This is a genomic window from Frankia sp. R43, from assembly GCF_001306465.1.
GTDB classification, from domain to species: Bacteria; Actinomycetota; Actinomycetes; order Frankiales; family Frankiaceae; genus Parafrankia; species Parafrankia irregularis.
This window is the reverse complement of sequence record NZ_LFCW01000009.1, coordinates 58,960-77,263: the sequence shown is the minus strand read 5'-3', so window position 1 is coordinate 77,263 and position 18,304 is coordinate 58,960. Positions and strand designations below refer to the sequence as shown.

The following is an 18,304-nucleotide window of genomic DNA, read 5'->3' as shown; positions in this document are numbered from 1 at the left end:
TCCGCCAGGATGGACATAACGACCCCGGGATTCCGTCCCGGCGGGACGCGGGCGAATGTCGGGCGGGCGGCGGCGGGGAGCGGGAGTGATCGTGCGGAGGCGGACGGCGTGAACCATGAGCAGGATCCCGACCGCCTGTCCGGCCCATCCGCTGGTCACACCGCGGACCGCGCGCACAGTGCACCTCACGAACACAGTGCACCTCACGAACACGGAGCGGACCACGACCACGACCACGGGGTGGGCGCGCTGCGGGACCTCCTCGCCGGCGCGCTGGCCCGCCCCGTCTCCCTCGTGCGGGCCCGGCCCAAGCGCCGGCTGCCCGCCCCCGGCACGGGCGAGGCCCCGTCCGGACGGGTCGTGGCCTGCCACGTCTACGCCGACGGCCGCCGGGTGCCCGACGGCTCGAACCTGCTCACCGCGGCCCGCATCGCCCGCCGCCACCACGGCGCGTTCGCCTGGGTGGGGCTGTTCGAGCCCAGCGCCACCGAGCTCACCTCGATCGCGGAGCTCTACGGCCTGCCCGCGCTCGCGGTGGAGGACGCCATCGTCGCGCACCAGCGCCCCAAGATCGAACTGTACGGCAGCACGCTGTTCATGGTTCTCAAGACCGCCAGCTACGTGGAGCACGAGGAGCTCGCCGAGGACACCGAGGTCGTCGTCACCGGCGAGGTGATGGTCTTCATCGGCCCGGACTTCGTCGTGACCGTGCGGCACGGCAACCACGGTGCCCTCGAGCAGCTGCGCGCCAACCTGGAGGGGCAGCCCGCGATGCTGCGCCACGGGCCGTCCGCGGTGCTGCACGGGGTGTGCGACGGGATCGTCGACAACTACCTGGCGCTGGTGGAACGTCTCGACGCCGACGTCGACGCCGTCGAGGCGCTGGTGTTCGAACGCTCCGCCCGGGCCCCGGTGGAGAAGCTCTACCAGCTCAAGCGCGAGCTGCTGGAGTTCAAGCACGCCGTCACCCCGCTCAACGGGCCGCTGCGCATGCTGTCGGACACCGCCCTGCCGATGATCGACCCGCATGTGCGCGACCATTTCCGGGACGTGTTCGACCACCTCGTCCAGGTGACCCAGCGGGTCGCCCACCTCGACGAGCTGCTGTCCTCGATCCTGCAGGCGACGCTGACGCAGGTGACCATCGCCCAGAACGAGGACATGCGCAAGATCAGCGCCTGGGTCGCCATCGGCGCCGTCCCGACCGCCATCGCCGGCATCTACGGGATGAACTTCGAGCACATGCCGGAGCTGCGCGAGGTCTGGGGCTACCCGGCGGTCCTCACGCTGATGGCTGTCATCTGTCTGTCCCTCTACCGGGCGTTCCGCCGCAACGGCTGGCTCTGAAACCTGGGGTGTCCGAACCCTGGTGTGTCCCTGGATGTGGCGGGCATGCCTAGCGGGGAGCAACGCAGCAGGCGCAGGAGCAGCAGGCGCCGACCAGTGGCGCGAGGGAGTGGTGCCATGGCGCGCACGGCGTCACCGGTGGGCCCGGCGAGACCACTGGACCCCGGTACGGAGCAGATCCAGGCCGATCCCGCGGTGGCCGATCTGCTGGGCGTCCTGCGCCGGCACCTGGCGATGGACGTCGCGTTCCTCGGCCGGCTCGACGAGCAGTGCCTGCTCCTGCAGGTCTTCGACGGTGACCCGGCCGCCTTCGGGCTCGCGCCGGGCAGCACCGTCCGCCGCCACGCCGCGCTCTATCCCACCGCGCTCGCGCACGACGCCCCGATCGTCATCCCGGACACCCAGGCCGACCGGCGCACCGCCCAGGCACCGATCGTGCAGGGGCTCGGCATCGGCTCGTACGCGGCGGCGCTGGTCTACGACAACGACGACGAGGTCTACGGGCTCGTCGGCTGCCTCGGGCGGCAGCCGCGGCAGCACCTGCGGCCCCGGGACGGGCAGTTCGTCGACCTGCTGGCGGCGTTCCTGCGCGACGCGGTGATCGATCTGCGCCGGGTGTGGGAGTCCCGCAGCCACCTCTCCCGGATCATCAGCGACCTGATCGACGACGGCGGGCCCCAGATCGTGTTCCAGCCGGTGGTCAGCCTCGCCGACGGCAGCATCGCCGGGGTCGAGGCGCTGTCCCGGTTCCCCGACTCGCACCGTGACCCGGAAGGCTGGTTCAAGGTCGCCGCCCAGGTGGGCCTGGGCACCGAGCTGGAGCTGGCGGCGATCCGCCACGCGCTCACCGCGCTGCCGGGCCTGCCGCCCTCGGTGGCGCTGTCACTGAACGCCGCACCGGCGACGATCGCCTCCGGCCTGCTGGGGCTGCTCCGGTCGTTCGGGGCCTGCGACCGGGTCATCGTGGAGATCACCGAGCACGAGTACTTCAGCACCGACCCGGTGGTCATGCGCGACATCCAGGCGCTGCGCTCGCTGGGCACCCGCATCGCGGTGGACGACACCGGCACCGGCTACGCCGGGCTCGAGCAGCTCATCCAGCTACGCCCCGAGATCGTCAAACTGGACTATCTGATCACCCACCTGATGGACGTCGACCCCGCGCGGCGCGCCGTCGCGGCCGCCATCGTGAGTGTCGCCCGGGAGATCGGCGGCCAGGTCATCGCGGAGGGCATCGAGTCCACCGCCGAGCTGCGGACGGCCACCGAGATCGGTATCGGCTTCGGCCAGGGCTACCTGCTCGGCCGCCCGGCCCGCACCCTGCGCGCCGCCTGCTCCCCCACCCCAGGCCTGTTCCGCCCGGGCCCGGCGCCGGCGCGCTGAAGGTGCGCGCTCCGGGATCCGAAGCGTCGCGGGCCAGCACGGGTGCGGGCCTAGCGCGGGATGCCGCCGGGCAGCTCCATCATCCGGTGGAGCAGGCTGGCCAGGAAGACCGTGTGCTGGTGCAGCAGGGCGCGGTCGAGCTTGTCGAGGTTGCCGCCCGGGGCGACCTGCAGCAGGTACGCCGGGCCGGTGATCATCGCGATGGTGGGGATGCCCAGCCGGTAGGCGAAGGTGCCCTCCCCGTACAGGCCGTTCTGGAAGGGCTTCTGGATACCGGCGCGGGCCAGGCCGCTGGTGCGGACCTCGTCCTGCGCCAGGGTGCGCAGCGTGTCGCTGTTGCCGACGGCGACCGCGACCGGTTCGGTGCGCCCGGTCGCCCGGTAGGGGCCGGTGCCGCCCTGGTCGTCCCAGCCGAGAGTGCCCAGGTGCTCGGCGACGAGCGCCATCTCCACCCCGGCGGTGATCTCGGGGTGGGCCCGCAGCCAGGCATCGGGTTTGACGGTGGCGCCGTCGGCGGTCATGTGGTTCGGCGAGAACATGAACAGCAGGTCACGGGACCGCGTGGCGGCCGGGAATCGGCTGAAGTACTCGGCGAGCGCGCACAGCGCGGGTCCGCCGTTCTCCTCGACGGCGTTCTGCCCGTCGGTGTGGGTCGCGACGAGGACGGTGCCCGCACGGGTGCCGGGCGGTCCGGCGCCCGGCAGCCGGGCGAGCAGGTAGTCCACCGTGGTCTCGCGCCGGTCCGCCGTGAGCACGAGTGTGGCCCGGGCGGGGCCGCGGGCCAGCAGCGCGCGCAGCCGGGCGCCGGACTCCCGGTCCAGCCGCAGGGCCGGCAGCCCGGCGTGCTCCTGCTGGTGCGGGGTGTACTGGCCGGCGGCCAGCGCCGGGCTCTGACCAGAGATCTCGATCATGGCGACGGCGCCGTGGGCACGGGCGGTGGCCAGGTCGGGGGCCGGTGGCACCCCCAGCCAGACGCGGGAGTAGTCCTCCTGCGCGAACTCGGCGCGGGCGGTGGGGGGATGCACCGCGTAGGCGAGATCGGTGAGCACCGAGGCGCGCAGCCGGGCGATCGGTGCGTCGACGACGACCACCGCCCCGGTGAGCGGCCCCGCCGCACCGCCACCGCCACCAGCTCCGGCAGAGGCACCAGCATCCGCGGAGTCGCCGGCGGCGGCCTGGTAGGCCGCCTCGTCACCGGGGCCCAGGTCGACCACCGGGCCGGTCACTCCGGCCGGCCCGGTCTCACCGGAGCACGGCCGGTAGGAGGCGACCGGAAGCGTCCAGGCGGTTCCGCCGGCATCCGTCACCTGCAGTGACCATCGCCCGGCCAGCCACTGCGCCAGCCGGGTCGGATGACGGGTCACGGTGAGGCCGTAGCCGCGCAGCTGACGCTCGAGGTCGTCGATGTGGCCGCGGTGCGCGGCCGACCCGGTGTGCCGGGGCCCCACCGCGGTCATCCGGTCGACCCAGCTCCACAGCGTGTCGGCGTCGACGAGGTCCTGCGCGGTGACCGGCCCCGGCGCGCCGGTGGCGAACGGCCGCCGCACCGCGTCCGCGCCTGTCACGGCACGCCCGCCGGCGCCGGCGGCACCGTCCGCGGCGCCGGACCCGTCACAGCCGGCGGCCAGGGTTCCCGCGACGGCGGTGAACGCGCCGGACGCCGTCAGTCGCAGGGTCGTGTCCAGAAAGCGCCGGCGGCTCGTTGTCGGCGGTTCCTCGCCTGCCGTCACGACCTGATCGTGACACGAGCGACCATGCGGCGTCGCCAGGACGGCACCGCGAGTGGTCAGGAGGGCGGGTGGGGCACGGCCGGGCGCATGAGGTCACCAACCGTGGCGCGGACCATGACGCCGAGGTCCTCGTCGCCGACCCCGGCGAACACCTCGCTGCCGAGCAGGAAGCCTCCGACGATCGCGCCGAGGGCGCAGGCCAGCCGGACCCGCCGCTCGATCGGCACCTCGTCGTTGGACAGGATCCGCAGGAGGCGCTCCTGCAGATCGGAGTGGCTGCCGCCCTGGCCGTGGTGGTCGGGCAACCGCTCGATCGCGTGGTGGTTGCGCATGTGGAACAGGAACAGCGTCCGGTTGGCGAGCATGGCGCCGACGATCAGGTCCAGCGCCGCCGGCCACCGGTCGGGGCTGGCGAGGTCGGCCTCCAGGTCCTCGAAGCCGGCCCGCCCCAGCTCGTGCAACCGCAGGTGCAGCGCCAGCAGGATGTCGTCCTTGCTGGCGAAGTGGTAGTACAGCGCGGCCTTGGTGATGTTCAGCCGCTGCGCGATCTCACGCAGCGACACCGCCTCGTAGCCGGAGTGCGTGAACAGCTCGAGAGCGACGTCGAGGATCCGTTCCCGGGTGCTCTTCTCCCCTGCTGCCGGCGCGGGGGGTCTGGGCATGATCCCAACCTACTTGACGCGGCGACCTGATGTTGCTTACCTTGCGGCAAGTAAGTTTCATCTTACCTGTCGGCAAGTTATTGACTAGTCGGGGGCGACCCACGTGGACCAGACGATGATCGAGGCCACCGGCCTCACGAAACGCTACGGCGACACCCAGGCCCTGGCCGGGGTCGACCTGCACGTCCCCGCGGGGACGATCCTCGGCGTGCTCGGCCCGAACGGGGCGGGCAAGAGCACCGCGGTGCGCATCCTGACCACGCTGGCCCGTCCGGACACCGGCCGGGCCAGCGTGGCCGGGTTCGATGTGGTGGCCCAGGCGGGCGAGGTGCGGCGCCGCATCGGGGTCACCGCCCAGGACGCCACCCTCGACGAGGCGCTGACCGGCCGGCAGAACCTGCGGATGATCGCCGAGCTCAGCGGCCTGCGCTCGCGGGCCGCCGCCGACCGCGCCGGCGAGCTGCTGGCGCGGTTCGAGCTGACCGACGCCGCCGACCGCGTGCTCAGGGGCTACTCGGGCGGCATGCGCCGCCGCCTCGACCTGGCCGCGAGCCTGGTGGCGCGACCGGCCGTGCTGTTCCTCGACGAGCCGACCACCGGCCTGGACCCGGCCAGCCGGGCGCGGATGTGGGAGGTCGTGCGCGACCTGGTGGCCGCGGGCACCACGATCCTGCTGACGACGCAGTACCTGGAGGAGGCCGACGCGCTCGCCGACCACATCGTCGTGATCGACCACGGGCGGGTCGTCGCCCGCGGCACCGCCGACGAGCTCAAGACCACGATCGGCGGCCACCGCCTGGAGATCACCCTCTCCGCCGCCCATGCCGGCGCGGCGGCGGCGCTGCACCCCCTCGTCGAGGGCCGCGTCGACATCGACGAGGGCGGGCGGCGGCTGCGCGCGGCGGTGCGCGGCGGCTCGGGCGTGGCGACCGCGGTCATCCGGGCCCTGGACGGCGTCGGGGCACTGGTCGATGACGTCGTCGTGCACGCACCGTCCCTCGACGACGTGTTCTTCGCGCTCACCGGCACCCCGGACGCCGCCTCCGAGCGCGGTTCGAACGGCCGTCCCGGCAACCATCCCGACAGCCGTCCCGACGACGTCCGCACCACGAGCCCGGTAGGAGTGGCCTGATGTCCGAGCTCACGATCACCACGGGCGGCCCGGTGGGGGCCCTCGCCGCGCCGGCGCGGACCGGCGCCGTCAGCCGGGCGGTGCGCAATGTCGTCGTGCTCACCCGACGCAACCTGGTGCACATCGCCCGCGAGCCGCTGCAGCTGTCCGACATCACCGTGCAGCCGGTGCTGTTCACCCTGCTGTTCGTCTACGTCCTCGGCGGCGGGGTGAGCGTCACCGGCGGCGACTACAAGGACTTCGCGATCCCCGGGCTGGTCGCGCTCAACCTCACCACCTCGGCGATGGGCACCGCGGTCGGGCTGAGCAACGACCTGCGCACCGGCGCGGTCAACCGGTTCCGGACCCTGCCGATGTGGCGGGCCGCCGTCCTGGTCAGCCGTTCGCTGTCGGACGTGCTCGCGGCCGCGGTCTGCATGTCGATCGTGCTGCTGACGGGCCTGGCGATCGGCTGGCGGCCGGAGACCTCGGTGGCCGGGTTCGTCGGCGCGCTCGCGATCCCGTTGCTGTTCAGCTACGCGCTGGCCTGGGGCACGGCCTGCCTGGGCATGGTCAGCGAGGGGCCGGAGAGCGCCCAGTCGATCGCGCTGGTGCTGCTGTTCCCGCTGGCGATCGTGTCGAACGCGATGGTGCCGACCGCGGGCATGCCGGGCGTGGTGCGGGCGATAGCCGAATGGAACCCGGTCAGCGCGGTGACCGCGGCGGCCCGAGACCTGTTCGGCAACCCGAACCCGTCCGCGGCCTCCCACGCCTGGCCCATGCAGCATCCGGTCCTGGCCGCGGTGCTCTGGTCGGTGGCCATCGTCGCGGTGTGCGCGCCGCTGGCGGTCGCCCTCTACCGGCGTCGCACCACCGACTGACACTCGCACCACCGACCGACGACGCTCCGGGGCGGACGGGGGCGACAGAGATCGATTGGCGTCAACTTCGGGTTGACGCCAATCGATCGTCAACCTAGAGTTGACGCCATGACAGACATCGACCCGACCACCCTCAGTAACAGCGTCCGCCTCGACGACCTGATCGCCGCGATCAAGAAGACCCACGCCGACGCCCTCCAGCAGCTGTCCGGTGCCGTGCTGGTCGCCGACCACCTCGGCGACGTGGCCGACCATCTGATCGGCCACTTCGTCGACCAGGCCCGCCGTTCCGGCGCCTCCTGGACGGAGATCGGCCGCAGCATGGGCGTCACCAAGCAGGCCGCGCAGAAGCGGTTCGTCCCCAAGGAGCCCGGCGAGCCGGAAAGCCTCGACCCGGCACAGGGCTTCGGCCGCTACACCCAGCGGGCCCGCAACGCCGTGGTCGCCGCGCAGAACGAGGCGCGGGCCGCCGGCAACGCCGAGATCGCCGCGGAGCATCTGCTGCTCGGCCTGCTCGCCGACCCCGCCGGGCTCGGCGCCGCGACGATCGTCGCCCAGGGCGCCCCCCTCGCCGCCGTGCGCGAGGCCGCGACCGCGATCCTGCCACCGCCCGTCGCGCAGGTACCCGACCTCATCCCCTTCGACGGGCGCGCGAAGAAGGCGCTCGAGCTGACCTTCCGCGAGGCGCTGCGGCTGGATCACAACTACGTCGGCACCGAGCACATCCTGCTCGCGCTGCTGGAGCTGGAGGACAGCACCGGGCCCCTGGCGTCACTGGGCGTCACCAAGCCGGGCGCGGAGGCCCACCTCCGCCGGCTGCTCGCCCTCGCCGCCCTCGGCACGACCGCCACCGCCACCGCCGCACCGGATCCCACGCCGGAGGCACGGCCCTGAGGGGGCCGTCGCCAACACGCGGCATAGCGAACATTTAAACAAGCTGAATAGTCGAACAGGTCTCACCACTACTCTCCGTGCTCGTCGGGGTTCAAGAGTGACACCCACCAGTACGGAGGCGCGCAGATGCCAAGTCGACAGCGGCGGATCGGAACCTGGGCGGTGGTGCTGGCCGCAGCCGGCACGGTGGCACTGCCCGCGGCGGCGAGCGCGGCGCCCACCACCGCCGAGCTGCCCGGGGCGGAGTACGCGTTCGCGCCCCCGTCGTACGCGGCCCGGGCCTGGGGGCACAACACCTTCGGGCAGCTGGGTAACGGCACCACCGGCGCGGCCAGCTTCAGCCCCGTGCCGGTCACCGACCTCACCGGCCTCGACGACGTCCGCGCCATCGCGGGCGGCGCCGGCTCCGGGTTCGCGCTCAACGGCGACGGGACGGTCTGGGCCTGGGGCCTCAACAACGTCGGCCAGCTCGGCAACGGCACCGTCATCAACAGCAACGTGCCCGTCCAGGTCGCCGGCCTGACCGACATCCGCGCCATCGCCGCCGGGAGCAACGGCAACGGCTACGCGCTGCGCAGCGACGGCACCGTCTGGGCCTGGGGCGACAACTCCGCCGGTCAGCTCGGCATCAACCAGGCCATCGCCAGCAGCACTGTCCCCGTCCAGGTGCTGGGCCTGACCGGCATCCGCGCCATCGCCTCGGACGGCGGCGCGGCCTACGCGCTGCGCCGTGACGGGAGCGTGTGGGCCTGGGGCCTCAACACCTTCGGCCAGCTCGGCGTCGGCACCACCACACCCAGCCCGCTGCCGATCCAGCTCCTCGGCCTCAGCGGCATCCGGGCCATCGCCGCCCGCGACAACAGCGCGTATGCCCTGCGCAGCGACGGCACCGTCTGGGCCTGGGGCGAGAACGGCGTCGGCCAGCTCGGCAACGGCACCAACGCCACCAGCCTGGTGCCCACGCCCGTCCTCAACCTGACCAAGATCCGCCGCATCGCCGCCGGCGTCGACAGCGCCTACGCCCTGGACGAGACGGGAACCGTCTGGGCCTGGGGCGGCAACACCGTCGGCCAGCTCGGCAACGGCTCCAACGCCCCCAGCTCGCTGCCCATCCCCGTCACCGGGCAGACCGGCCTCGTCGGCGCCGTCGCCATCGCCGCCGGCGCCAACAGCGTCTACGCCCTGCGCTGGGACGGCACCGCCTTCGCCTGGGGCAACAACGGCCTCGGCCAGCTCGGCAACGGCAACCCCGCCGTGCCCAGCAGCACCACTCCGCTGCCGATCCCGGGCCTGCAGGACGTCCGGGCCATCGCGGGCGGCCTCTTCGACGGCTACGCCATCGTCGGCGCCGGGTTCTAGCCCACCGCCGACCACAGCCGCACAGGTCGCCTGCGCGCACAGCCGGCGGGGCCGAGGTGGCCCGGGACGTCACCTCGGCCCCGGTTCCGGCCGTCGACACGCGGCATAGCGAACATTTAAACAAGCTGGATGACTGAACAGGTCACGCGACTACTGTCCGTGTCCGCCGGGTGCTCATAGTGACGCCCGCCGGCACGGAGGAGCGGAGATGCCCAGTCAACAGCGGCGAATCGGAACATGGGCGGTGGTGCTGGCCGCAGCCGGCGCGGTGGCACTGCCCACCGCCGCCAGCGCAGCACCCAAGCCGGACGGCCCCTCCGCCGAGGCGGAGTACGCGTTCGCGCCACCGACCTACACGGCCCGCGCCTGGGGCCTCAACGACGCCGGCCAGCTCGGCAACGGCACCACCAGCCCCACTCCCAGCTTCAGCCCCGTACCGGTCACCGACCTCACCGGCCTCGACGACGTCCGCGCCATCGCGGGCGGCTACGGCGCCGGGTACGCGCTCCACAGCGACGGCACCGTCTGGGCCTGGGGCCTCAACACCCTCGGCCAGCTCGGCAACGGCACCGTCATCAACAGCAACGTGCCCGTCCAGGTCGCCGGCCTGACCGACATCCGCGCCATCGCCGCCGGAACCGACGGCAACGGCTACGCGCTGCGCAGCGACGGCACCGTCTGGGCCTGGGGCGCCAACACCCTCGGCCAGCTCGGCAACGGCCAGCCCATCGCCAGCAGCACGATCCCCGTCCAGGTCGTCGGCCTGACCGGCATCCGTGCCATCGCCGCCGACGGCAGCACCGCCTACGCGCTGCGCCGCGACGGGAGCGTGTGGGCCTGGGGCGCCAACGGCGCCGGCCAGCTCGGCAACGGCCAGCCCATCGCCAGCAGCCCACTGCCGATCCAGATCGTCGGCCTCAGCGACATCCGCGCGATCACCGCCCGCAACGCCAGCGCCTACGCACTGCGCCGCGACGGCACCGTCTGGGCGTGGGGTGACAACCCGTCGGGCGAGCTCGGCAACGGCACCCTCACCCCCAGCCTGACACCCGGGCCCGTCCTCAACCTGACCAAGATCCGCCGCATCGCCGCCGGCGCCGGCGTCGCCTACGCCCTGGACGAGAACGGCACCGTCTGGGCCTGGGGCGCCAACGCCGTCGGCCAGCTCGGCAACGGCACCCTCACCCCCAGCCTGCTCCCGGTCCCCGTCACCGGGGAGACCGGCCTCGTCGGCGCCGTCGCCATCGCCGCCGGCGCCAGCACCGTCTACGCCCTGCGCTGGGACGGCACCGCCTTCGCCTGGGGCGTCAACAACGTCGGCCAGCTCGGCAACGGCAACCCCTCGGTGCCCCAGAGCTCCGTGCCGCTCCCGATCCCCGGCCTGGGCGACGTCCGGGCCATCTCGGGTGGCCTCTTCGACGGCTACGCCATCGTCAGCAGCGGGTTCTAGGACACGAACAGGCACGACCGGAACACAACCGCGCAGTAGCACCACATCAGCCGGCGCGGCCGAGGTGACCCGGGACGTCACCTCGGCCGCGGCCGTGTTCCCCCACCGTCAGCCCGACCGACCCGACCGACAGTCGTCACAGCCCCCCGAGTAGAGCACGCCGCGGGGTGGAGCGCGACTCGGTCACGGGCGCCCCGCAGGGCCGTCACCGCCGTGGATGTCAGTCGTGAACGGTGCTGATCACGGTGTCCAGGCCGACGCGGCGGATGGCGGTGCGGACCTCACCGATGTAGAGCACGCCCGTCGAATCGACGGCTACCCGCGCCGGGCTGGCCAGCCGGGCCGCGGTGGCGGGACCACCGTCCCCGTCGGAGCCGTACTCGCCGGTGCCCGCCACCGTGGTGATCACACCGCGGATGTCGACCCGGCGCACCCGGTACGCGGACGGCTCGGGGAAGAACAGGTTCCCCACCGGGTCCAGCGCCAGCGACGACGGACCGCTGGCCAGCATCAGCCCGGCGGCCGTCGCCGGCCCGCCGTCACCGGCGAACCCCGCGGGCCCGCCGCCGGCCAGCGTGCGCACCGGTTCGTCCGGTTCGAGCATCTGAACCCGGCCAGCGGAGTAGTCGACGACGTACAGCCGCCCGTCGCGGGCCTCGACATCGCCGATGCTCTGCCCCACGACCCGCACCGGCGGCTGGCCCGGTGACGGTTCGACGTCCCCGCCCGCCTGCTCGGTGCGCCCGACCAGATGAAGCACACCGGCCTGGTCGAGCCGGAAGAGCCGGCCAGCCCCGGCGAGATACAGCGTGCCGTCGGTGTCGACGGCGATCGGGCCGGACGCGAGCGACAGCGAGACCTCGGTGGCCCGCGCGCCGTCGGCGGCCACCCGCTCACCCCCACCGGCCACGGTGGTGATCACACCGTCCGGGCCGATCCGGCGGATTCGCCCGTTGCCGCTGTCGGCGAGGAACACCGAGCCGTCGGCAGCGACCGCCACGTCACTCACGCCCCGCAGCCGGGCCGCGGTCGCCGGCCCGCCGTCCCCGATGGAACCGGCCACACCCGTGCCCGCGACGGCGGACAGCGTTCCGTCGAGGTCCAGCCACAGCACCCGCAGACCGGCCCGGTCCACGACGTAGAACCCCCCGCCCTTCGCCGCGGGCCCGGTTGCCCAGGCCCGGACCTCGTCCAGCCGCAGCGGAAGGACTGGTGCGGACGGAGCCGGGCCCGGGTCGGTGCCGGTCGCGACGGGCGGCGGCTCGGAGCCCGTGCCGCGGGTGACGACCAGCCCGACCACGCCCACCGTCGCGAGCACGACGGCCGCGACCATCGCGGTCACCGCCAGCACCCGGCCACGGCCGCGGCGGGCGGCGCGGCCGCCCCGCGGGGCGTAGCGCGTCCCCTCGAACAGGTTGCGCGGCTCCGGTCGCTCCGGCCGCGCAGGCCCGGGCTGGTCCGGGTGTGCCGACCGTGGCCCCGGCGCCGCAGGCACGGGCCCGGGCGCTTCCGCGGTCGGGGATGGTCCGGGCGGCGGGGACGCGGAGGCGCCCGCCCCGGCGGGCTCGACCGGGGCACGCGGCGGGGCGAACCGCGTGACGGGGCCGAGCCGGGCCTGCGCCGTGGACCGTGCCGATTCGGTGAGGGCGAGCACCAGGCCCGAGCGGGCCTGCCAGTCCGGCCCGAAGACCTCGGTCGCGGCGGCGCTGATCGCCCGGGCGAACGCGGCCGCGTCCGGCGGACGCCGCGCCGGATCCTTCGCCAACGCCCGCAGGATGACGTCACAGACCGCCGGTGGCACCCCGGGGGGTACCGGCGGATCCACCTCACACTGATGACGCAGCAACTCGGGCACCGACAGCCCCGCGTCGAACACCGGCCGGCCCGACACCAGCTCGTAGAGCACGACGCCGAGCGCGTAGAGGTCCGCCGCCGGCCCGACCCGCCCGCCGGTGATCTGCTCCGGTGCCATGTACCGCGGGGTGCCGGCTGCCTGGCTGACGGTTCCGGGCGCGCCGTCGAGGATCCGGCCGATCCCGAAGTCGGTGATCCTGGGCTGCCCGGCCGCGGTGAACAGGATGTTGTCCGGCTTGATGTCGCGGTGCAGAACGCCGTGGGCGTGGGCGTGGGCCAGCCCGTCGGCGACCGCCGCGCCCACGGCCAGCGTCGCCTCGGCGGACAGCCGGTGCCGGTGCTGGGCCAGGGTGCCGCCCCCCAGCATCTCCATGATCAGCAGGCACAGGTCGTCGAGCACGACATAGTCGTGGATCCGCACGATGTGTGGATGGTCCAGGCGGCTCAGGATCCGGGCCTCGTCGCGGAACTCGGCCGCCGACGCCGCCGGCACCACCTTGATCGCGACCGCGCGGTCGAGGTCGAGGTGATGCCCGGCGAGGACCAGGCCGAACGATCCGGCACCGAGCTGCTCACCGAGGGTGTAGCGGGGCAGCGCCCGGGCGATGCGGGCCCGGTCGACGGCAGGCATGACCCGTCCGCCCTACCGGACCCGCAGGGCGCGGGCCCGGCCGTCGACGGCGTCGGTGACGTAGAGGATCCCGGTCCCGTCCAGGTCCAGCCCGCCCGGGTAGACCAGTTCGGCCTCGACCGCCGGGCCGCCGTTGCCGGAGTACTGGGCCACGCCCGTGCCGGCGATCGTGGTGATGATCCCGTCGGGGGTGATCCGCCGCACCCGGCTGTTGGCCGGGTCGGACAGGTAGATCGTGCCGGTCGGGTCCACCGCGACGTCGGCGCCGACCGTGCTGATCTTCGCGCGGGTCGCCGGCCCGCCGTCACCGGAGAAGCCGGCGTCACCGGTGCCGGCGACGGTGCTGATCCGCCCCGCGGGGTCGATCCGGCGCAGCCGGAAGTTGTCCTGGTCGACCAGGTAGATGCTGCCGTCGGGGCCGCGGGCGAGCGCGCACGGATAGCTCAGCGTCGCCGCGGTCGCCGGGCCCCCGTCACCGTCGCCGTCACCGCCGTCGCCGGGGCCGACCAGGGTGTCGCCGTCCGCGCCGGTGCCCGCGACGGTGGTGATGATCCCGTCCAGGCCGATGCGCCGGATCCGCTGGTTCGTCCCGTCCGCGACCAGCAGGCTGCCGTCGTCGTCCAGCAGCAGGCTGTTCGGGTTGTTCAGCTTGGCGTCCACCGCCGGCAGCCCGTCCCCCGCGAAGATCAGTCCGTCCTCGCTCACCTCACCGGCGAAGCCGCTGTCGCTCTGGCCGGCGATGGTGGTGATGATCCCGTTGGTCCCCACCCGGCGGATGCGGTGGTTGCCGTTGTCCGCGATGAACAGGGTGCCGTCCGGGGCCACCACCACACCGGACGGCTCCTGGAGCGAGGCGCTCGTCGCCGGGCCGCCGTCGCCGTCGAAGCCGGCCGTGCCGTTGCCGGCGACGGTGCTGATCCGGCCGGTGCGGTCGATCCGGCGGATCCGGTTGTTCTCGGTGTCCGCGACGTAGATGACCCCGCGCGCGCTGTCGATGGTCAGGTCCCGGGCGGAGTCGAACTCGGCCTGGGTGGCCGGTCCGCCGTCGCCGGAGAACCCGTCCGAGCCGGCCCCGAACACCGCCGCGATCGCACCCGCGGCCAGCGTCGGCTGCCAGGCCGGTGGCGGGGTGGCCGGCGGCGGTGTCGCCGGTTCCGGCTGGCCCCACACGGCCCAGCCGACACCGCCGCCGGCGGCCAGGCCCAACACCAGGGCGAGCACCGTCAGCGCCGCCGGCACCCCGGCGCGGGCCTGGGACCGGGTTCTGGTGGTGGTCCGGGACCCGCCGCCCGTCGACGCCGCACCCACGTCCACACCCGCACCGCCGCTGCCGGCACGGTTGACGCCGGTGGCCCTCGCGCGCCCGGCGGCCCGCCGGGCGCTGGCCGGCCGCCGCGTCGTCACCTCGCGGATGTCCGCCGCGAGGTGGATCGGGAGCCCGGCCCGGTCCAGCCAGTGCCGCCCGAACACCGCCGTCGCGGCCTGGGCGAGATCGTAGGCGAACGCGTGCGCGCTGGGATAGCGCAGCTCCGGCCGCTTGGCCAGGCAGCGCATGAGCACCGCGCCCAGTTCGGCCGGCACACCCGGGGGCGGCGGCGGGGTCACGTCGGTGTGATGGCGCAGCAGCACCGGCAGCGCCAGCGCGGGTGGTGCCAGCCGGGTGCCGGTGAACAGCTCGTAGAGCACGACACCGAGCGCGTACAGGTCGGTGGCCGGCCCGAGCCGGTCGCCGGTGATCTGCTCCGGTGCCATGTAGCGCGGTGTGCCCACCACCCGGCTGGCGGTGGAGGCCGAGCCTTCGAGCACCTTCGAGATGCCGAAGTCGGTGATCTTCGGCTGGCCGTCGTCGGTGAACAGGATGTTCGCCGGCTTGATGTCGCGGTGCACCACCCCGTGGTCGTGGGCGTGGGCCAGCGCGTCGGCGACGGCCAGCGCCACCGCGCAGGCCGCCTCGGGCGCCAGCGCGCGGTGCGCGAGGGTGCCCCCGGAGAGCATCTCCATCACCAGCAGGCACAGGTCCCCGCGCATGACGTAGTCGTAGGTCCGCACGATGTGGGGATGATCCAGCCGGCTCAGCAGCCGCGCCTCGGTCCGGAACTCCGCGGCCGCGCCGGCGTCCGGGCTGGTCAGCACCTTGATCGCGACGCGGCGGTCGAGCTCGGAGTGGTAGCCGGCGAGGACGAGGCCGAACGCGCCCGATCCCAGCTCCGCGCCGATCGCGTAACCCGGCAGCGCCGCGGCCACCCGGCCACGGTCGACGACTGGCACCCCAGCCTCCCGTCCTCGTCCTCGAATGCCCGTGCTCGGTGTGTGCGCGGCGCTGGTCAGCGCCGCACGCTGGTCAGCGTTCGGTTCCGGTCAGCCCGCGCCGGTCAGGTCCACCCGCAGCACCAGGTTGCGGCGCCGATCGGAGACCACCAGATCCCCGGACGGGTCCAGCGCGACCTGCCCGTCCGGGCTCAGCGCGGCCGGGTCCACACCCTCGACCCGGCCCGGGCGGGCCGTGCCCGCGACCGTCGTGATCACCCCGGCGGCGTCGACCCGGCGGACCCGCCGGTTGGTGCGGTCGGTGATGTAGATGGTGCCGGCCGCGTCGACCGTGACCCCGCGCGGGGACCGCAACGTCGCCTTCGTCGCCGGCCCGCCGTCGCCGGACAGGCCCGGGCGCCCGTTGCCGGCCACCGTCTCGATCCTTCCGTCCAGGCCGATGCGGCGGATCCGGTTGTTGCTGGTGTCGGCGATGTAGAGCCGGCCGAACCGGTCCAGGGCCACCGCGAGCGGGAAGGCCAGCAGCGCCCTGGACGCCGGACCGCCATCGCCGAACGAGCCCTCCCCGTCCTGGCCGGCCAGCGTGGTGATGATCCCGTCGGAGCCGACCCGGCGGATCCGGTTGTTGGCGGTGTCGGCGATGAAGACCGTGCCGTTGCCGTCGACGGCGACACCGCCGGGGTACCACAGCGCCGCCGCGGTCGCCGGACCACCGTCGCCCGAGAAGGAGTGCTCCCCGTTGCCGGCCACGGTCGTGATGATCCCGGCCGCGTCCACCCGGCGGATCCGCTGGTTGAAGGTGTCGGCGATGAGCAGGCCGCCGTCACGGTCCAGCGTCACCGCGGACGGCTGGTACAGCTGCGCGTCGACGGCCGGCCCGCCGTCGCCGGCGAAGCCCTTCACGCCGGTCCCGGCGACGGTCACGATCGTGCCGTCCGGTGCGATGCGCCGGACCCGGTTGTTCCCGGAGTCGGCGACGTACACGTTGCCCGCCCGGTCGGCGACCAGGCCGAACGGCGCATTGACCGACGCCGCCGCGGCGGGCCCGCCGTCACCGCCGTAGCCGGCTGTGCCCGTGCCCGCCACCGTCGTCACCGCGTACGGCGGCGGCGAGGGCAGCGGCGGATCCGGCGCTGCCGGCGCGGCCGTTCCCGGACCGCTGGGCGGCCTGGTCGCGGTCGCCTCGACCACGGTCTGCCCCCCACGCTCGGACAGCGGGATCGTGAGCGCGGCCGCGACACCGGCGACGGTCACCGCGGCCGCGGTGAGGATCGCGACCCGCCGGGTCCAGGACTGCCCCCGCAGGTCGCCGTCGATGTCGGCACCGGAACCGGCGGCGCCCGAATCACCGCGGCCGGCCATCGCCACCGCGTCTGCCGACGGGGCGGGTCCTGATCCGCGAGGCCCACGTGCGGGGGAATCCCCCACCCCCGGCGGCGGCCCGGCCGGATCACCGCCCGGTGCGACCAGCGCCACCGCGGGCGGCGCGGCACCGAGCGGATGTGGCCCGGTCCCCAGCCGGGTGGTGCGCTGCGCCGGATCCGGCTCAGCCGGGATCTGGCTGGCTGGAGCCGGGCTCGCCCGGTCGAGGCCGTCGGCGGGCCGCGAGCCGCGCAGGCCCGTGCTGACCAGCAGCCGGACGTCCGCGTGGTCCATCCAGTCCGGGCCGTACGCCGCCTGGGCGGCCAGGCCCAGGTCCACCGCGAACTGCCCGGCACCCCGGTGGCGCTGCCCCGGGTCCTTGGCCAGCGCCCGCGCCAGCACCGCCGCCACCGGTGGCGCCACCCCCGCCGCCGGCGGCGCCGGCACCTCGCAGTGGTGCAGGAACAGCTCCGGCACGGTCAGCCCGGCACCGAAGGGCGGGGCACCGGTCAGCAGCTCGTAGAGGGTGGCGGCGAGCGCGTAGACGTCGGTGGCCGGCACCAGCCGCCCGCCGGTGATCTGCTCGGGGGCCATGTACTGGGCCGTGCCGACGATCCGTCCGGTGGCCAGCGGAGTTCCGTCGACGAGGCCGACCACCCCCACGTCGGTGAGCACCGGCCGGCCGTCGGCGGTGAAGAGGATGTTCGCCGGCTTCACGTCGCGGTGCAGGACCCCGGCGGCGTGCGCGTGCATCAGCCCGTCCGCGACCGCCACCGCGACCGCGCAGGCCGCCGGCGGGGTCAGGCTCTGGCGGGCCAGGGTGCCGCCGGGCAGCAGCTCGCTGACCAGCAGGCGCAGCCCGTCGGCCAGCACGATGTCCAGCAGCCGGCACAGGTGCGGATGGGCGAGCCGGGTCAGGATCCGCGCGTCGGAGGCCGGATCGGCCTCGGCCGGCGGCGCCGGCGGCTGCCCGGCGGTCGGGTGCGCCGTACCCGGATGTGCCGTGCCCAGATGTGCGGTGGCCGGGTCGGGTCCCGCGGCGGGGCCGGTGCCCGCGGGCAGCTCCAGATCAAGGATCCGGACCGCCACATCCCGGATGTCCTCATCCAACGCCGGCCTCGGGAGCCCCGCGGGGACGTCCCCCGACGCGGCGGACCCCGGTGGTGCGGCGGACGTCCGCCGCGCGGCGAGCACCAGGCCGAAGGCACCCGCGCCCAGCTCCCGACCGAGGTCGTAGCCCGGCAGCGCCGCGGCCACCCGGGCCCGATCCATGATCGGCACTGACCGACCTCCCGGTTGCCGTCTCGCGGCACGATCCGACCGAGCTGGTCGCGATCGCCCCTCGCTGCCCGATATCTACCCTCCGGTGTGG

At 74.3% G+C, this 18,304-nt stretch carries 12 protein-coding genes; 7 read left to right on the top strand and 5 right to left on the bottom strand.

Features of this window, described 5'->3' with window-relative positions; all coding sequences use genetic code 11:
• Nucleotides 1-135 precede the first annotated feature (135 nt).
• Both ACG83_RS32400 and ACG83_RS32395 read left to right on the top strand, forming a co-directional pair.
• Nucleotides 136-1,347 (top strand): magnesium and cobalt transport protein CorA, encoded by a 1,212-nt coding sequence (locus ACG83_RS32400; protein ID WP_083473815.1) that lies wholly within the window; start codon nt 136-138, stop codon nt 1,345-1,347.
• Nucleotides 1,348-1,464: 117 nt separating this feature from the next.
• Nucleotides 1,465-2,730 (top strand): EAL domain-containing protein, encoded by a 1,266-nt coding sequence (locus ACG83_RS32395; RefSeq protein ID WP_054570078.1) that lies wholly within the window; start codon nt 1,465-1,467, stop codon nt 2,728-2,730.
• A gap of 50 nt (nt 2,731-2,780) precedes the next feature.
• On the opposite strand, the gene ACG83_RS32390 is transcribed toward ACG83_RS32395, so the two are convergent.
• Together ACG83_RS32390 and ACG83_RS32385 are read right to left on the bottom strand one after the other, a co-directional pair.
• Nucleotides 2,781-4,460, bottom strand: coding sequence for a hypothetical protein (locus tag ACG83_RS32390; protein ID WP_054570077.1), 1,680 nt, complete (start codon nt 4,458-4,460; stop codon nt 2,781-2,783).
• A gap of 56 nt (nt 4,461-4,516) precedes the next feature.
• Nucleotides 4,517-5,122: a TetR/AcrR family transcriptional regulator gene (locus tag ACG83_RS32385; RefSeq protein ID WP_054570076.1), complete on the bottom strand. Its 606-nt coding sequence runs from the start codon at nt 5,120-5,122 to the stop codon at nt 4,517-4,519.
• A gap of 115 nt (nt 5,123-5,237) precedes the next feature.
• Here ACG83_RS32385 and ACG83_RS32380 point away from each other — a divergent pair, with 115 nt between their 5' ends.
• The 5 genes from ACG83_RS32380 to ACG83_RS32360 all read left to right on the top strand — a co-directional run bounded on the left by ACG83_RS32380 (nt 5,238) and on the right by ACG83_RS32360 (nt 10,817).
• Nucleotides 5,238-6,254 (top strand): ATP-binding cassette domain-containing protein, encoded by a 1,017-nt coding sequence (locus tag ACG83_RS32380; protein ID WP_054570075.1) that lies wholly within the window; start codon nt 5,238-5,240, stop codon nt 6,252-6,254.
• Complete coding sequence (locus ACG83_RS32375) at nt 6,254-7,114, top strand: ABC transporter permease (protein WP_054570074.1); 861 nt, start codon at nt 6,254-6,256, stop codon at nt 7,112-7,114. Before ACG83_RS32380 ends, ACG83_RS32375 begins: the two co-directional genes overlap by 1 nt.
• 108 nt (nt 7,115-7,222) lie before the next feature.
• Nucleotides 7,223-8,008, top strand: a complete 786-nt coding sequence (locus tag ACG83_RS32370) for a Clp protease N-terminal domain-containing protein (protein WP_054570073.1) — start codon at nt 7,223-7,225, stop codon at nt 8,006-8,008.
• A 126-nt stretch (nt 8,009-8,134) separates the two neighbouring features.
• Nucleotides 8,135-9,367, top strand: a complete 1,233-nt coding sequence (locus ACG83_RS32365) for an RCC1 repeat- and reductase domain-containing protein (protein WP_054570072.1) — start codon at nt 8,135-8,137, stop codon at nt 9,365-9,367.
• A 208-nt stretch (nt 9,368-9,575) separates the two neighbouring features.
• Nucleotides 9,576-10,817 (top strand): RCC1 domain-containing protein, encoded by a 1,242-nt coding sequence (locus ACG83_RS32360; protein ID WP_054570071.1) that lies wholly within the window; start codon nt 9,576-9,578, stop codon nt 10,815-10,817.
• Nucleotides 10,818-11,037: 220 nt separating this feature from the next.
• Here the strand turns inward: ACG83_RS32360 and ACG83_RS32355 are convergent, their stop codons facing one another.
• The 3 genes from ACG83_RS32355 to ACG83_RS32345 form a co-directional block, all read right to left on the bottom strand.
• Nucleotides 11,038-13,302 (bottom strand): serine/threonine-protein kinase, encoded by a 2,265-nt coding sequence (locus tag ACG83_RS32355; protein WP_054570070.1) that lies wholly within the window; start codon nt 13,300-13,302, stop codon nt 11,038-11,040.
• Nucleotides 13,303-13,314: 12 nt separating this feature from the next.
• On the bottom strand, nt 13,315-15,570 hold the full coding sequence (locus tag ACG83_RS32350; protein WP_054570069.1) for a serine/threonine-protein kinase: 2,256 nt from the start codon (nt 15,568-15,570) through the stop codon (nt 13,315-13,317).
• Nucleotides 15,571-15,660: 90 nt separating this feature from the next.
• A complete protein-coding gene (locus ACG83_RS32345) occupies nt 15,661-18,204 on the bottom strand; it encodes a protein kinase (RefSeq protein WP_235498356.1) in 2,544 nt (847 codons plus the stop codon).
• Nucleotides 18,205-18,304: the final 100 nt, after the last annotated feature.

What these genes read in the sequence shown, in the direction of transcription:
- ACG83_RS32365 (WP_054570072.1), top strand. Translation starts at nt 8,135, where the DNA reads ATGCCAAGTCGACAGCGGCGGATCGGAACCTGGGCGGTGGTGCTGGCC.
- ACG83_RS32370 (WP_054570073.1), top strand. Translation starts at nt 7,223, where the DNA reads ATGACAGACATCGACCCGACCACCCTCAGTAACAGCGTCCGCCTCGAC.
- ACG83_RS32355 (WP_054570070.1), bottom strand. Translation starts at nt 13,302, where the DNA reads ATGCCTGCCGTCGACCGGGCCCGCATCGCCCGGGCGCTGCCCCGCTAC.
- ACG83_RS32395 (WP_054570078.1), top strand. Translation starts at nt 1,465, where the DNA reads ATGGCGCGCACGGCGTCACCGGTGGGCCCGGCGAGACCACTGGACCCC.
- ACG83_RS32360 (WP_054570071.1), top strand. Translation starts at nt 9,576, where the DNA reads ATGCCCAGTCAACAGCGGCGAATCGGAACATGGGCGGTGGTGCTGGCC.
- ACG83_RS32385 (WP_054570076.1), bottom strand. Translation starts at nt 5,122, where the DNA reads ATGCCCAGACCCCCCGCGCCGGCAGCAGGGGAGAAGAGCACCCGGGAA.
- ACG83_RS32380 (WP_054570075.1), top strand. Translation starts at nt 5,238, where the DNA reads ATGATCGAGGCCACCGGCCTCACGAAACGCTACGGCGACACCCAGGCC.
- ACG83_RS32375 (WP_054570074.1), top strand. Translation starts at nt 6,254, where the DNA reads ATGTCCGAGCTCACGATCACCACGGGCGGCCCGGTGGGGGCCCTCGCC.
- ACG83_RS32345 (WP_235498356.1), bottom strand. Translation starts at nt 18,204, where the DNA reads ATGGATCGGGCCCGGGTGGCCGCGGCGCTGCCGGGCTACGACCTCGGT.